The sequence below is a fragment of the Piscibacillus salipiscarius genome, from assembly GCF_042685285.1.
GTDB classification, from domain to species: Bacteria; Bacillota; Bacilli; order Bacillales; family Alkalibacillaceae; genus Piscibacillus; species Piscibacillus salipiscarius.
This window is the reverse complement of sequence record NZ_JBHUMZ010000049.1, coordinates 22985-37044: the sequence shown is the minus strand read 5'-3', so window position 1 is coordinate 37044 and position 14060 is coordinate 22985. Positions and strand designations below refer to the sequence as shown.

Below are 14060 nucleotides of genomic sequence, written 5' to 3'. Positions count from 1 at the left end.
ATTTAAATGGGTAAAACATTATTCAAAAATGGATTATTAGTTGATGGAAATGGCGGTGAGCCAAAATTAGATCAGGTCGTCGTCACCCAAGATCAAAAAATCCTTTACGTAGGACCTGAAGACAGTTATGAAGCAACTGGAGAAGAAAATGTTGTTGATGCTCAAGGTGGCACGATTTTACCAGGTTTTATTGATACGCATGTTCATATGATGATGGAATATACACCTTTATCAGAACGTTTAACGAAGCCATTTTCATATATGTATTTTGAAGCGCAGAAGTACCTTGAAAATACCTTAAATGCTGGTGTTACTTCAGTTAGAGATGCTTTAGGTACTGATTTAGGAGTTAAAAAAGCTATTGAAGAAGGTTTGATCAAAGGGCCTAGAATGCAGCTTAGCATTAATGCATTAACCATAACTGGTGGTCACGGTGATGGTACACAATTAAACGGAGATGTGCTTGACCTTCTCCCTTCTGGTCATCGCGGGATGCCAGATGGACGATGTGATGGTGTTGCAGAGGTAAGAAAGAAGACTCGCGAAATGTTGCGTGCCGGTGCAGAAGTTATTAAAGTCCATGCAACAGGCGGCGTATTAAGCCCAACTGATCACCCAGAGTTTACTCAGTTCTCTTTAGAAGAATTAAAAGCAATCGTTGAAGAAGGTCGTTTCCGCAAAGGTGTTAAAGTCATGGCTCATGCCCAGGGATCTGAAGGTATTAAAAATGCTGTTCGGGCAGGCATTCATTCTATTGAGCATGGTATTTTTATTGATGATGAAGCCATCGAATTAATGCTTGAAAATGGCACTTATTTAGTTCCAACATTACTAGCTCCAGTATCAGTTTTAGAAACTGCTGATGAAAAAGGTATGCCTCAATCGGCTGTTGAAAAATCAAAAGAGGTCATCGAACAGCATCGTGCTAGTTTCACCAAGGCTTATCAAGCAGGAGTTAAAATAGCGATGGGAACTGATGCGGGTGTTATGAAACACGGAACTAACCTACGTGAATTAGGCTTAATGGTTGATGCCGGTATGACACCAATGGATGCTATTGTTGCAACAACTAAAACAGCATCAGAATGTCTTGGTTGGAGTGATCAAGTCGGCACACTTGAAGAAGGTAAATTAGCCGATGTGGTCATCACAAAAGGGAAACCACTAGATGATATTTATTCTTTAGCAAATAATGATGAAATCCAGTATGTATTAAAAGGTGGTCAAGTCCAAAAAAATCTCCTATCTACTAAGCAAGAGTTAACCCATCATTAAAATTATCTAAAAAGGAATGCCGTCATGCAAATGGCATTCCTTTTATTTAAGATCTTCTTCCTTTTGGTTACATCCTTGAAGTTCAATAAGTTCCTCTTTCAATTGCTGGTGATCGTGTTCGAGCTTCTCTAAAGCATTTTGATACATATTTACTTTTATATTAGCGACATCTAACAAACGCTTATAATGTTCAAGTTTAATTTCTAATGAACTTAGATGTTCTCCTAAGTCTTCTTGTTTTTTTCTAAATTCCTGATTTTCTTTTTTTAATTGTTCAATTAACAGATAATGATGAGAATGCTCAATTTCGTCAATTCTTTTTTGTTTCTTTTTAAGTTCAGACTGTAAATAAATCAATTTTTGTTGAAGTTGTATGGCATCTTGTTTTGATTCAGACATTTTTCTCCTCCCCGCGCTCTGGGTACTTATCTATATGACCCTATTGTGAGGAAAGTTCAGCATACATAACAAATTCTAAAGACACTCACTCCATCGCTGCTGTTACTTGCGACAATTGAAGCTACTAATGTTCAATCATTTCTCCCTCTAAGGTTTTATGAAATACAATAAAAAAAGAACCTGATTATAGATCAGATTCTTTTTACACAAAATTTTTATTTTGAAGCTTTTTCTTTCTTTTTAGATGAAGATGATTTTTTCTGTTTAGAAGTGGTTGTTTTAGATTTTTTCGTGGTGCTTTTCTTTTTACTTTTCTGAGACTCATTTAATGATTTCTCTAATGCAGCCATTAAATCATCAACATTCTCTGGAGCTTTTGGTTCTTTTGCAGTCGTAATTTCTTCTCCTGCTTTCTTCTTCTCAATTAATTCCATTAAAGCTGTTCGATACTCATCTGTATATTTTTCAGGTTCAAATTCAGCTGTTAACTGGTCTATTAACATTTTTGCCGTTTTTAGCTCTTTCTCTCCCACATCAGTTTCTTCTGGAACATTCGGAACTTCTTGAAAATCTCTTACTTCATCAGGATAATGAATCGTTTCCATTACTAATGTATTTTCATAAATTCTAACAACGGCTAAATGCTCTTTTGAACGAATAGTGATTTTCGCTAATCCAATTTTCCCTGTGTCTTTTAAAGCCTGGCGCAATAAGGCATATGCTTTTCCACCCCCATCATTTGGCGAGAGAAAGTAACTCCGATCAAAATAAATAGGGTCAATGTCTTCTAGCTTAACGAAGTCCATTATCTCAACTGATTTATCTTCGGTTACATCTTTCAATGATTGTAAATCCTCTTCTTCAAGGACCACGAACTTGTTTTTGGTATATTCAAACCCTTTGACAATATCGTCATTTGTGACTTCCGTTTCGCAGACTGGGCACACTTTTTCATATTTTATAGGAGATTGACATTCTTTATGAAGATTTCTAAGCTTAATATCTTTATTTTCAGTTGCTGAATGTAATTTAACCGGAATATTAACCAAACCAAAACTAATGGTTCCTTTCCACATGGTATGCATACGAATCACCTCTTTAACTTTATTGTCTGTTGCTTTGTCATAATCATTCAAGTTTTGACTAAAAATAATGGAAACGTTTTGGAGGAGACATTATGTGGAAACCTATGATTCCCACTTTAGTGGATGAACCGCCACTAAAGAAAAATTGGATTTTCGAGACAAAGTATGACGGCTTTCGGTGCGGACTAAGTTGGACGAGTGAAGATATAAAGTTAATTAGCCGAAACCAAAAGGACTTAACTGAAAATTTCCCTGAAGTTGTAGAGTGGTGTAAGTCACAACAGCATAAAATTGAAGATTTACTGCCCCTATTTATCGATGGTGAAATAGTTATTTTAAGAACAGAGTTTCAGGCAATCTTTGATTTAGTGCAACAACGAGGTCGTATAAAGACTAAGAAAAAAATCAACCAAGCTAAACAGAATCGACCAGCTACATTTATGGCTTTTGACCTTATTCATTATCAAAATCATGACATTTCAAATCAATCTTTACGTGACAGACGTAAAAAATTAGAACAAATAAGCCAGCATTTACAAACTGAAAATTTTGCGTTTAGAAGACCCTTTAATTTAGTTCAACAATTTAATCAGTACGACGAAATTCATGGCGTTATTAAGTTACACCAAGCGGAAGGTATTGTCGCAAAAAAAACCTCTTCTCCATACTCAAATGGTAAACGCACAAATGATTGGGTCAAAATCAAAAATTATCGCATGGTTCAAGGCGCTATAACAAATTGGAATGCGAATAATGATTATTTTGAAGTAGCTTATTTCAATGAAGATCAGTTCAATACATTAGGAAAAGTTAAAAATGGATTTAAGGAAAAAGATAAAAAAACGTTAATTACATTTATTCAAGAGCACGGGGAACAAACGAGCTCTTCTTTATGGTCCGTCCACCCAAGTGCTTGTATCGATATAAAATGTTTAGATGCAAAAGACGGAGAATTACGAGAACCATTTTTTCATCAATTTCGATTTGATTTAGAACCTGATGATGTTACCAAAGATTTAGTAAGAGAAGGATTGGCACAGCTTCCTAAAGAGATTGAATTATCCAAACCTGATAAAGAGTTATTCCCGCATACTACTAAGCGAGATTATGTCCTATATTTACGTGAAGTTGCACCAATTTTATTACCTCGCCTGCAAGATAAGCGTTTAACGATGATTCGCTATCCTGACGGAATAGACGAACATTCATTTTATCAAAAGCATCTCCCTGATTATGCACCAGATTATATACAAACTGTACCAGGTGATGAAGATGAAGAAGATATATTATGTCAGGATTTAAAAAGTTTATTATGGTTCGGTAATCATGCGGCATTGGAGTTTCACGTGCCATTTCAAACCATACACTCTTCTTATCCAGATGAAATGGTGTTTGACTTAGACCCACCCTCTTTAAATGAATTTTCTTTGGCGATAGTAGCCGCGCAATTAATTAAAGAAATGTGTGAACATAAAGGCTTCAAGACATTTGCCAAAACATCAGGTAAAACTGGGCTTCAAGTTCATATTCCATTAGAACCAGAAAGTATGACATTTGATGAAACACGTGAATTTATGGAAGCTGTTGCGAATGTGTTAGTAACAAAATACCCAAATGATTATACCATTGAAAGATTGAAAAAGAATCGAGGTAACCGGCTTTATGTTGACTATATACAACATGCTCCAGGAAAAACAATTGTCGCTCCCTATTCGCCGCGTGCAACTCGCCATGCATCGGTTGCAACACCTTTGTATTGGGATGAGGTGACCGAGCAATTAGACCCAACTAATTTCACCATTCATTCTGTTCCAGAACGTATAAAAAGAATAGGTTGTCCGTTTTTACAAATGCCAAACTCATGAATAGGAAAAGAAAATAAGGAAAAATTATGAATTATGATGATAAAGGTATAGGTGGGTCAAAATGATTTTCAAAAACCTATTTTTTAAACAAAAAAACGGATTAAAAACGCACAAAAACTCACCAGAGATTGACGAAACGGTTCAAGATTTAATCGATCAGCTTAAGAAATCAGACGATTTTAAAGAAGTGACTGTTAAAGAAGGCCTTAAACCATTAAAATTTTATTATTTTCATCCTTTAGTTGATAAAAAATTAGTACAGAATGATATTTTACCTTATCTACAAGAGGAATCCATTCATTCACTTGAAGATATCAAACGTTCTGTTCCGATAGAAAACATGGAAGTTACAAATGACATTGCAACGATTCAGCATCAAGTATTGTCAGGCTCCTGCATGGTACAGATCGGAGAGAAAAGCAGTGAGGTTATACTTCTAAGGGCTGTCAAGAATAACCACCGGGACGTGAATATACCTGAAGTTGAATTTAGTGTCGTAGGTCCAAAAGAAGCTTTTATCGAATCACTAGATGTTAATCTAAATTTAGTAAGAAGAAGACTACCAATACCAGAATTAAGAGTTGAAGAAATAACGGTTGGTAAAATTACTAAAACCAAAATTGCCATACTTAGCATCGAAGGGATTACGAATAAGGAGAATGTCAATACTCTAAAGCAAAGAATTAATGATATTGAAATTGACTCTGTTATTGATAGTTCATATATCGTCCAGCTGATCTCTGATAATCAGCATTCACCCTTCCCGCAATTTATAGATACTGAGCGACCAGACCGAATTGCCGCCGTACTTGGAGAAGGTAAAGTTGCATTTTTGGTTGACGGTGCTCCGCATGGCATTATTGGTCCAACGACACTTGTTGAGTTTTTCTCAGCATTTGAGGATTACTTTCTTAATTGGTTAACAGCTTCATTCTTTAGGTTAATTCGTTCATTTGCCGTTGTTTTCTCTATTCTAGTTACACCTATTTATGTAGCTGTATTAACCTATCATTATGAGATTATCCCTAAGGATTTGTTAGGGATTTTGGTTACATCAAGGCGTGAAATACCATTACCACCAATATTAGAAGCTATATTTTTAGAGCTGGCAATTGAGTTGTTAAGAGAGGCTGGAGCAAGACTGCCAACAAAAGTCGGACAAACAATCGGTATCGTGGGCGGAATTGTAATCGGAACAGCATCGGTTGAAGCTGGGCTAACGAGTAACGTGTTATTGATCTTTGTAGCCCTTGCTGCATTAGCATCATTTACAACACCTGTTTATCAAATTGGTAATACAATCCGTTTATTGCGCTTTCCATTTCTGTTTATGGCACATATATGGGGATTATTAGGCATTTCAATTTGTTTCTGTTTTGTGATGTCCCATTTATTAAGATTAAGCTCTTTAGGAAGACCTTATTTAGAGCCTATCTATCCCCCGCGAGTTCAGGATTTAAAAGATGCGTTTATTAGATTACCTTGGTCGAGACAATCGAAACGTCCAGTAGAAGCCCAAACACAAGATACTATGAGGTTCAATCAAAAGAAAGCTAAGAAAAAGAAAACTGAAGTAGATGAGTAGGGATTACATGAGAGAACTACAGCGAGAAATTAAAGATCAATATAAAGTCTCCCCCTATTTAGCTATATTTTTAATTAGCTCTATTCAAATCGGTGTTGGAGTATTAGGCTTTCAATCGTACATTGTGGGTTACTTAAAAAATGATTCGTGGATGGCAGTCATTATTGCTGGAATACTCATTAGCATTTTGATTTTTATTATTTACAAAATTTTAAAATACGGTAATGGGGATTTAATTGTCATTCATTACGACACGTTCGGGAAGTGGATTGGAGGATTCTTTAGTCTCATTTGGATTATATATTTTATCGGTATTAGCATTCTCGTATTAAGGTCGTTTATACAAGTTGTACAAGTTTGGATGTTCCCTGATTTAAACGTTATCTATCTAAGTATAGTGTATTGTATTTTAGTTTATTACGTGATCACAGGCGGATTTAGAGTTGTTGCAGGTGTGAGTTTTTTAGGAATGGTTATCCCTTCTTATTTAATCTTAACGATTTTATATCTTTTGGAATATACCGATTTTAGAAACCTTTTGCCTGTTTGGAATCATTCAGTGCAAGATTTACTTATAGCGACTAAACAAATGACTTTTAGCTATATCGGATTCGCAACTCTTCTAATGTTTTATCCATATATAAAAGATCCTGAGAAATCAAAGATTTGGGCACATGGAGGTAATGTCATAACAGTCGGTCTTTACTTAATATTAATTGTCATATCACTTGCTTATTTTGCTGCTGATCATCTTACAAAACTTTACTGGCCTACTTTAACTATGTGGAAAACGATTGAAATGCCATTTGTCGAGCGTTTTGAATATGTAGGCATCTCTTCTTGGGGGTTAGTCATTTTACCTAACATTTGCTTATCCTATTGGGCGGCAAGCCGAGGTGCTCGTCAGTTGTTTAGAATCAGTCAACGAAAAGCCTTAATAATCATTTTACTTATAACAGTTGGTGCTAATTATCTTTTAAAAACTCAGAAACAAGTTGAACAAATAACGACATATTATTCTCAGTTTAGCTTTTATCTTTTATTAGTCTATTTACCTCTATTACTAATCATTGTTTATTTCAGATTTAAAAGGAGAAAAAAATCATGAAGCGATTAGCCATCATTCTTTTGTTCAGTCTCATAATTTTAAGTGGGTGCTTAAATAAAAATATTCTAGATAACATAAGAATGGTAACAGCCATAGGGTTTGATGTGGCTGAAAATGGCCTTCATGAAATTACGGTAGTCGTACCAAGATTTAATCCTGACAAATCTACTTCTAGTGAAACCTATACAACCTTTGCTAATATTACAAGCGGCGCTGAAGAAGCGTTAAATATGAGTGATTCTAAACCTTTTGTGAGTGGTAAAATTGAAGTTGTACTTGCTAGTCAAGAACTAGCACAAAATGGATTAATAAAACTGACTGATGGATTTCTAAGAGACCCTTCAGTAGGGTCTAGGGTATATTTAGCCATTACAGATATTACAACAAAAGAATTACTACAAGGTCAATACAGTAATCAAGATAACGGAATGTTCATCTCAGATATGCTCAGGCAGAATATGGATTCAGGGCCATTACCTGAGACAAATATTCACTTATTTTTTAATCAATTTTACGATCAAGCCCGTGACCCTTACCTTCCATTAATCGGAATAGAAGGCAAACGAATAACCATTAAAGGATTAGCTCTTTTAAGAGACGACAAAATGGTTGAGATATTAAGCAAGGATCAATTATTTACTTTTAAAACATTGGCGCATCGAAAAACGATCGGAGACCAATTATTAATTGAACTAGATAACGATGAGTATGCTTCTTTGTATAAAGTTAAAACAGTTCGGAGCATTAAGATGTCAAATTTGAAAGAGACACCAAAAGTTAATATTAACATTGATATGAATCTGACGGTCAGAGAATTTACAGGTCAAGATTTAAATCCTCAAAAAATTGAAAGGTTAAAAAAGAAAACAGAGGAAAGAATTATAGAAGATTCTAAAGAAATGATTGAAACATTTAAAGAATTAAACATTGATCCATTAGGATTCGGAGATCAAGCCAGAAGCCGATTACGATCATGGAATAATACTAAATGGGAAGACCAATATCCTAACATCGAAGTGACCATTCAACCTAACGTCACTATTTCAGAGACAGGGATTGCGAAGTAAAGTTATCAACTAAATAAATCAAACCTGAACTATTGATCATTGCAAAGTTCAGGTTTTTGAATTCACTTACTGTCTAGCAGTCGTCGTTTGTTTGAATAATTGATGGCCAAATACAGCAGTTCCGGCTATTAAAATAGATTGTATGAAAGCTTCGAAAGATAATCCCAACATGACACTTGTTAAAATAATACTAATTAATAATAACGATAATGGAATAAAACGATTGGGAATTAACTGAGTTTGTTTAATAATTTTCCCTAATACCATTAATACTGGGACTAGAATTAAAGCTTCATCCATAATAAAGCTAAGTAAGTCCATCCTCATCCCTCCTTCATCCTTTTAAGTGGTCAATAAAAGCATTAAAACCTGATTCTTTTAACTCACGAACTCGTTTTTCAGCATTCTCTAAGCTTTTAAATGAGCCAGTTATTACACGATATAAAGTTTCAGGCTGACTTATTCCACTATTCTCAGAATGATAAGTGACACCTTCATCTCGGCATATAGCTTTTACTACACATTCATACATACCCAATCTATACTCTTTGTTTCTCAATTTGTTGCGGTGTCCACCATCTAGAAACTCATATTCTACGATGGTTGTTCTGCACCTTCCCGTGTCACGGTGCATATAATAATAGTCGCGCTTGCTTTGATTTGAGTAATGTTTAGTGAAGGTTCTGCGGACGGGATAGCCCATACGTTTGAATTCATCAGTTAGAAGGTTTTCAAACTGTCCTTTTGAATAAATACTATGAATGAATTCCGCTCCTTTTCCGCCTCCAGCATTAAAATGATGAGATATACATCGGTCATACTTTCTTACTTTACTTGTTCGCTCGTGTCTTGATAAAGTAACATCATTTGATCTTGTTGTAGTTGAAGTTATTCCTAGTTCATCTAATCTTTGGTTCACATATAGTGCCGCTTCTAAGGTCCATACTTTTTCTTGCTTACCATCATAAACTGCACCAGGGTCTTCCCCGCCGTGCCCTGCATCTTGAATCCAATTAACCATACTCATCTCTCCCTAAAATTATTCTACATATATAATCGTTGGAAGAGACAATATCGAGTATTAAATATATATAAACACGTAGTCAGTTAATTGTAAACTGAATATTCTATCATTTTTACAAAGAAAAAAACTAGCCCAAATTGGCTAGTTCTTAACTGATATCAAACCCGATTTTTCCAAAGTTTTTAGTGTCTTTTAAATACGTAAACGCTTCAAGATAATCTTCTAAATTGAACATATGGTCAATTTCTGGTTTAACATTATGTTGTCCAACGAACGCTAACATAGATCTAAACTCTTCTGCACTTCCCATTGTTGACCCTAGTAGATTAAACTGACCATAAAAGAAATGTCTAATATCTATTTCGACGGTATCTTCTGTTGTCGAACCAAACGTTACAATTGTTCCACCTTTGCGAATGATTTTAAGTGATTTATTAAATGTTGCTCGTCCAATACTCTCAACTAATAAATCAACCTGTTCCCCTTTTAACACTTCATTCCAATCTGAATTTGTATCTATAGCAAGGGCAGCTCCAAGTGATTTAGCCTTTTCAAGTTTACTCTGACTTCTAGATGTAACAATGACTCTTGCACCAATGGCTTTTGCAAACTTAAGTGCGTACGTCAAAACACCACTACCGATTCCTGGAAGCATGACTGTGTCTCCCTTTTTCACTTTCCCTCTTGTAAAGAGTACACGATAAGCGGTTAGAGCAGCCAAAGGTAAAACACCTGCTTCATGCCAGGACAAATGAGCTGGCTTGCTTTCAACATGATCTTGATCCATCACAATATATTCTGCAAACGTGCCATCATCTGGTAAACCTAATATTTCAAACCCTTCTGGTGGCGCCTCGCTAATATTTTTCCAACCAAGGCCTGGGTTTATAACGACTTCATCACCTACTTGCCATTGATCAACACTATCACCAACCTCTGTGATGACGCCTGCTCCATCAGAACCTAACACAAGCGGTTCATCACTTGCACCATGTCTGTAAGTGACCGCAATATCCCGTCTATTCATTCCAGCCGCTTTCAATTGAACCTTCACCTGATTACTCTTTACAATCGGTTCATCAATATCTGAATAAGACAATCCGTCTAACCCTTCAATTTGTTGATGAATAATCGCTTTCATCTAACTTCCTCCTTTACAACACCTCGTAGATGATATGAAAATACATCTAACTTATCCAAATCTGAAATATCTTCTTCGTATAACGGAACCTTGATTAATATTTGTTTATTAAATTCTTCTTCCATTTGTTTTAAATACTTTTGTTCAATTTGTCTACGTTTTTCTAAAAAGGCTCCATCAGCTGCTTCTGGTAATACTTTATTAACAATTAATGTGTTGACATGTAAATGGTATTGATGTAATTGCTTAATCGCTTGTTTCGTCTCAATCATAGGTAACCTTTCTGGAATGAGCACAAAAATAAAGCCAGTTTGAGTTTCATCTAAAATCACATCACGCACAGATGAAAATTTTTCTTTCCTCTTTTGCAGAATTTCATAAATTGGATCATCGATCGGCTCGCCATCATTTAATAATTGAGTATAATTATCGTTAATCTTTTGCCTTTTTTGAAGCATGCCGTCGATCCACACACTCATTAGCTCTGGTAATGATAACAACCTAATTGTATGACCAGTTGGGGCTGTATCAAAAATAATTTTATCAAAATGATGTTTTTCATCTAAAATAATAGAAATTAATCGATCAAACAAAGCTGCCTCTTCTGCTCCTGGTGATGCTGCTGCAAGGTCGATCTGTCGATTCACTTCATCGACTAATTTTGATTTAACAAGTCCTTGTAAATTGCTTTTCACCTGTTCCATATACCTCTTAGTTTCTTTGGTTGAATCAATTTCAATTCCCCACAGGTTTTGATCAAGCTGTGTTTTGTCATGAGATAAAGGCTTATGAAAAATATCACCTAAATTATGTGCAGGATCTGTGGAAACAACTAAAGTATCTAGTCCTTGCTTTGAAAAGGCGAGTGCTAGTGCAGCGGAAGAGGTAGATTTACCTACCCCTCCTTTTCCTCCAACGAATATTATTTGTTGATTGGTTAGCTGATTCATAGTCTCACATCCTTTTAGCAACATCGTATTCCATCAAGAGGTGATTTTTCCATCCCCATACGCAAGTGCCAATCATGGAACTTTTCAATAATGTAGGGATATAGTTCCAGTGTGTAATAAAAGGCTGGATTAGGTATTCCTAATAAATCTGAGTAAACTAATAATAAAAACAAATCATCTTCGTCCCTTAATTCCCTTGCAATCTCAGTTTTGTGAGGAACACTTAACATTTCTTCATATAATTCGATCATTCTTTTAATTGAGAATTTCCTTTGTTCAGCCATGCTTAACACCCACTTCATGTGTTTGTTTTACTATTTTATCAAAATCATCAATATTTTCTAAATAATAACCATTCACAAAAATGGCATTTAGTTTTATTTTCGTAAACAAATATAAGATAGCCTTTTTATAGGTGATCATACCAGCTTGGGCTTGTTTAAATAAATATGAAGCAACACTACCAACGTTTTTTGGGTCCACATAATTGATGCTAAGATGTTCTCCATATTTATTTTTCCACTCATTATACATCTTACCAAGTTTCATATAATCATCTTCTAAATGTTTAAATTCATTAGATAATGTGATGAACCCGTCATCACTCATACCACCACATCAACCAGATCCGATTGCTTTAGTCTGCCGAATGATGAGAACATTAATCATCCTCCCCACCTCCTAAATGAAGATGAAAAGCCGCACTGTAATAGCACGGCTTTAATCATATTAACTTACATTTTTAAGTTTATTATCTTTTTCTTTTCTGAGAACCGATATTGCAGTTAAAACAATCCAAATTGCGAATACAAACACGACGGCCCCTAATATAAATAATAACCAATCAGATTGCGCAGCCCACGGGGCCCATTGGGTAAAGACTTGCAGATACATAGCGTATAGAGTCATGACCATAATGAAGCCCATCGGTATTAGTGCAGGAAGTATATTACGTCCCTTACGTCCTAAGTAAATAGATAGTAAGAGCAAACTAATACCTGCTAGTAATTGGTTCATCGTACCAAATAGAGGCCATAATAGGTAACCTCCTGAACCTAATCCACGATCACCTGGTAATAATACTAAAATAGTCGAAGCCACGACTGCTAATGTTGTTGCTGAGTGCTTAGATGTAATCGACTTAACATTATATTCCATACCAAGTTCTGCGATAATATATCTCATCAAACGGACTGCTGAATCTAACGATGTTGCAGCAAAGCTGACAATAATAACGGCAACAATAGTCGCTGCTACACTTTCAGGAATGCCAACACCTGTTGCTAGTACTGCTGCACCATCAACAAAGACGTTTAAACCTCCACCAGCTGCACTAAAGTCACTATAGAACCCTAAAAATTCACTTTCTGAATTAAAGAATGTGACCACTGCAATAATCGCAATTACAGCTAGTAAACCTTCACCTATAGAACCTAAGTAGCCAACAAAACGAACATCTTTCTCATTTGAAAGCTGTTTAGAAGATGTACCACTTGAGATCAGACCATGGAAACCTGAAATCGCACCACAGGCAACTGTGATAAACAAAATTGGAAACCACGGAGTATCGTTTGCTGCAGGGTTTGTCATTGGTGCTGTTACCTCTGGTGTTGTCAGAAATAGGCCTAAATATAGAATGACAAGACCTAAGATCAATTGGTGTGAATTAATAAAATCACGCGGTTGTAGTAGTTTCCATACTGGTAATGTCGATGCAAAATAAAGATAGACCATTAATATAAGTATCCATATTAAAAATGCCATGCTAGTCGTATCTAGTCCAAAGGCAGAAGTGGCTCCTTCTCCACCTAGGTAAGAGACTACATCAATCTGTAATGCAGGAACATAACTAGTTAGAATAGCAGTTCCATACATCACTGCAAGCGCAGCTAATGATGGTAATAACATGCTTCCACTACGTTTATAAACATGGTAACCAATCCATATAGCAAGTGGAATTTGGATAAAGACTGGTAATATACTAGCCGGATTATTAATAAATAAGTTGGCAATAACCCAAGCAAATACCGCATTTACCATTAGAACTAAAATTAAAATAATGAATAAAAACAAGATTTTTGCCCGTTGTCCAATTAGCTTGTGAGCTAAAGTTCCAACAGATTGTCCTTTATTACGTACTGACAAAAATAATGTACCTGAATCGTGCACACCTGCAGCAAAAACAGTACCAAGAATAACCCATAAAAACGCTGGTAACCAGCCCCAATATACCGCAATAGCTGGTCCAACAATAGGAGCCGCACCTGCTACAGAAGTAAAGTGGTGCCCCCATAGTACAAATTTGTTAGTCGGGACAAAGTCGACCCCATCTTTATATTCATGCGCTGGGGTTTTGAAATTTGGATCAAGTTTATAAACTTTTTCTGCAATGTACTTCGAATAAAAACGATAACCAAAAAAGAACACAACAAAACCAATTAAAGCTAAATAAATACCATTCAATCCCGTAACCTCCCCTATTCATTTTTCTAGACAGTATTTTACCCCTAAATTATCAGAATTTCAAGATAACTTAAATAATTTTATATAATCAAACTATT

General features: G+C 35.5%; 14 protein-coding genes. 5 read left to right on the top strand and 9 right to left on the bottom strand.

Features of this window, described 5'->3' with window-relative positions:
* Positions 1-6 precede the first annotated feature (6 nt).
* Positions 7-1275 carry a metal-dependent hydrolase family protein gene (locus ACFSW4_RS13800; protein ID WP_377329996.1) on the top strand — a complete coding sequence of 423 codons (1269 nt, stop codon included), beginning with the start codon at positions 7-9 and terminating at the stop codon, positions 1273-1275.
* Positions 1276-1317: 42 nt separating this feature from the next.
* Here ACFSW4_RS13800 and ACFSW4_RS13795 read toward each other — a convergent pair whose 3' ends face one another.
* Together ACFSW4_RS13795 and ku are read right to left on the bottom strand one after the other, a co-directional pair.
* Positions 1318-1674: a hypothetical protein gene (locus tag ACFSW4_RS13795; protein WP_377329994.1), complete on the bottom strand. Its 357-nt coding sequence runs from the start codon at positions 1672-1674 to the stop codon at positions 1318-1320.
* A gap of 215 nt (positions 1675-1889) precedes the next feature.
* Positions 1890-2759, bottom strand: coding sequence for a non-homologous end joining protein Ku (gene ku, locus ACFSW4_RS13790; protein ID WP_377329992.1), 870 nt, complete (start codon positions 2757-2759; stop codon positions 1890-1892).
* A gap of 92 nt (positions 2760-2851) precedes the next feature.
* On the opposite strand from ku, the gene ligD reads away from it, so the two are divergent.
* The 4 genes from ligD to ACFSW4_RS13770 all read left to right on the top strand — a co-directional run bounded on the left by ligD (position 2852) and on the right by ACFSW4_RS13770 (position 8384).
* On the top strand, positions 2852-4624 hold the full coding sequence (gene ligD, locus ACFSW4_RS13785) for a DNA ligase D (RefSeq protein ID WP_377329990.1): 1773 nt from the start codon (positions 2852-2854) through the stop codon (positions 4622-4624).
* 61 nt (positions 4625-4685) lie between these two features.
* The gene (locus ACFSW4_RS13780; RefSeq protein ID WP_377329988.1) at positions 4686-6209 is read left to right on the top strand and encodes a spore germination protein; all 1524 of its coding nucleotides are present in this window, start codon (positions 4686-4688) and stop codon (positions 6207-6209) included.
* A 7-nt stretch (positions 6210-6216) separates the two neighbouring features.
* Positions 6217-7317: a GerAB/ArcD/ProY family transporter gene (locus tag ACFSW4_RS13775; protein WP_377329986.1), complete on the top strand. Its 1101-nt coding sequence runs from the start codon at positions 6217-6219 to the stop codon at positions 7315-7317.
* The gene (locus ACFSW4_RS13770; RefSeq protein WP_377329984.1) at positions 7314-8384 is read left to right on the top strand and encodes a Ger(x)C family spore germination protein; all 1071 of its coding nucleotides are present in this window, start codon (positions 7314-7316) and stop codon (positions 8382-8384) included. Before ACFSW4_RS13775 ends, ACFSW4_RS13770 begins: the two co-directional genes overlap by 4 nt.
* Positions 8385-8450: 66 nt before the next feature.
* On the opposite strand, the gene ACFSW4_RS13765 is transcribed toward ACFSW4_RS13770, so the two are convergent.
* The 7 genes from ACFSW4_RS13765 to ACFSW4_RS13735 form a co-directional block, all read right to left on the bottom strand.
* Positions 8451-8705 carry a phage holin family protein gene (locus tag ACFSW4_RS13765; RefSeq protein ID WP_054754220.1) on the bottom strand — a complete coding sequence of 85 codons (255 nt, stop codon included), beginning with the start codon at positions 8703-8705 and terminating at the stop codon, positions 8451-8453.
* Positions 8706-8718: 13 nt separating this feature from the next.
* On the bottom strand, positions 8719-9405 hold the full coding sequence (locus ACFSW4_RS13760; RefSeq protein WP_054754222.1) for an N-acetylmuramoyl-L-alanine amidase: 687 nt from the start codon (positions 9403-9405) through the stop codon (positions 8719-8721).
* Positions 9406-9556: 151 nt separating this feature from the next.
* Complete coding sequence (locus ACFSW4_RS13755) at positions 9557-10549, bottom strand: zinc-binding dehydrogenase (RefSeq protein WP_054754224.1); 993 nt, start codon at positions 10547-10549, stop codon at positions 9557-9559.
* The gene (locus ACFSW4_RS13750; RefSeq protein WP_377329982.1) at positions 10546-11499 is read right to left on the bottom strand and encodes an ArsA family ATPase; all 954 of its coding nucleotides are present in this window, start codon (positions 11497-11499) and stop codon (positions 10546-10548) included. The genes ACFSW4_RS13755 and ACFSW4_RS13750 overlap by 4 nt, the downstream gene beginning before the upstream one ends.
* A 14-nt stretch (positions 11500-11513) precedes the next feature.
* Positions 11514-11783 carry a cory-CC-star protein gene (locus tag ACFSW4_RS13745; protein WP_054754226.1) on the bottom strand — a complete coding sequence of 90 codons (270 nt, stop codon included), beginning with the start codon at positions 11781-11783 and terminating at the stop codon, positions 11514-11516.
* A complete protein-coding gene (locus tag ACFSW4_RS13740; protein WP_377329980.1) occupies positions 11776-12108 on the bottom strand; it encodes a hypothetical protein in 333 nt (110 codons plus the stop codon). The genes ACFSW4_RS13745 and ACFSW4_RS13740 overlap by 8 nt, the downstream gene beginning before the upstream one ends.
* A gap of 120 nt (positions 12109-12228) precedes the next feature.
* Positions 12229-13962, bottom strand: a complete 1734-nt coding sequence (locus ACFSW4_RS13735) for a carbon starvation CstA family protein (RefSeq protein WP_377329978.1) — start codon at positions 13960-13962, stop codon at positions 12229-12231.
* Positions 13963-14060 lie beyond the last annotated feature (98 nt).

Excerpts from the sequence above, each read along its gene's own strand:
- ACFSW4_RS13800 (WP_377329996.1), top strand. The coding sequence starts at position 7 with ATGGGTAAAACATTATTCAAAAATGGATTATTAGTTGATGGAAATGGC.
- ACFSW4_RS13795 (WP_377329994.1), bottom strand. The coding sequence starts at position 1,674 with ATGTCTGAATCAAAACAAGATGCCATACAACTTCAACAAAAATTGATT.
- ku (WP_377329992.1), bottom strand. The coding sequence starts at position 2,759 with ATGCATACCATGTGGAAAGGAACCATTAGTTTTGGTTTGGTTAATATT.
- ligD (WP_377329990.1), top strand. The coding sequence starts at position 2,852 with ATGTGGAAACCTATGATTCCCACTTTAGTGGATGAACCGCCACTAAAG.
- ACFSW4_RS13780 (WP_377329988.1), top strand. The coding sequence starts at position 4,686 with ATGATTTTCAAAAACCTATTTTTTAAACAAAAAAACGGATTAAAAACG.
- ACFSW4_RS13775 (WP_377329986.1), top strand. The coding sequence starts at position 6,217 with ATGAGAGAACTACAGCGAGAAATTAAAGATCAATATAAAGTCTCCCCC.
- ACFSW4_RS13770 (WP_377329984.1), top strand. The coding sequence starts at position 7,314 with ATGAAGCGATTAGCCATCATTCTTTTGTTCAGTCTCATAATTTTAAGT.
- ACFSW4_RS13765 (WP_054754220.1), bottom strand. The coding sequence starts at position 8,705 with ATGGACTTACTTAGCTTTATTATGGATGAAGCTTTAATTCTAGTCCCA.
- ACFSW4_RS13760 (WP_054754222.1), bottom strand. The coding sequence starts at position 9,405 with ATGGTTAATTGGATTCAAGATGCAGGGCACGGCGGGGAAGACCCTGGT.
- ACFSW4_RS13755 (WP_054754224.1), bottom strand. The coding sequence starts at position 10,549 with ATGAAAGCGATTATTCATCAACAAATTGAAGGGTTAGACGGATTGTCT.
- ACFSW4_RS13750 (WP_377329982.1), bottom strand. The coding sequence starts at position 11,499 with ATGAATCAGCTAACCAATCAACAAATAATATTCGTTGGAGGAAAAGGA.
- ACFSW4_RS13745 (WP_054754226.1), bottom strand. The coding sequence starts at position 11,783 with ATGGCTGAACAAAGGAAATTCTCAATTAAAAGAATGATCGAATTATAT.
- ACFSW4_RS13740 (WP_377329980.1), bottom strand. The coding sequence starts at position 12,108 with ATGAGTGATGACGGGTTCATCACATTATCTAATGAATTTAAACATTTA.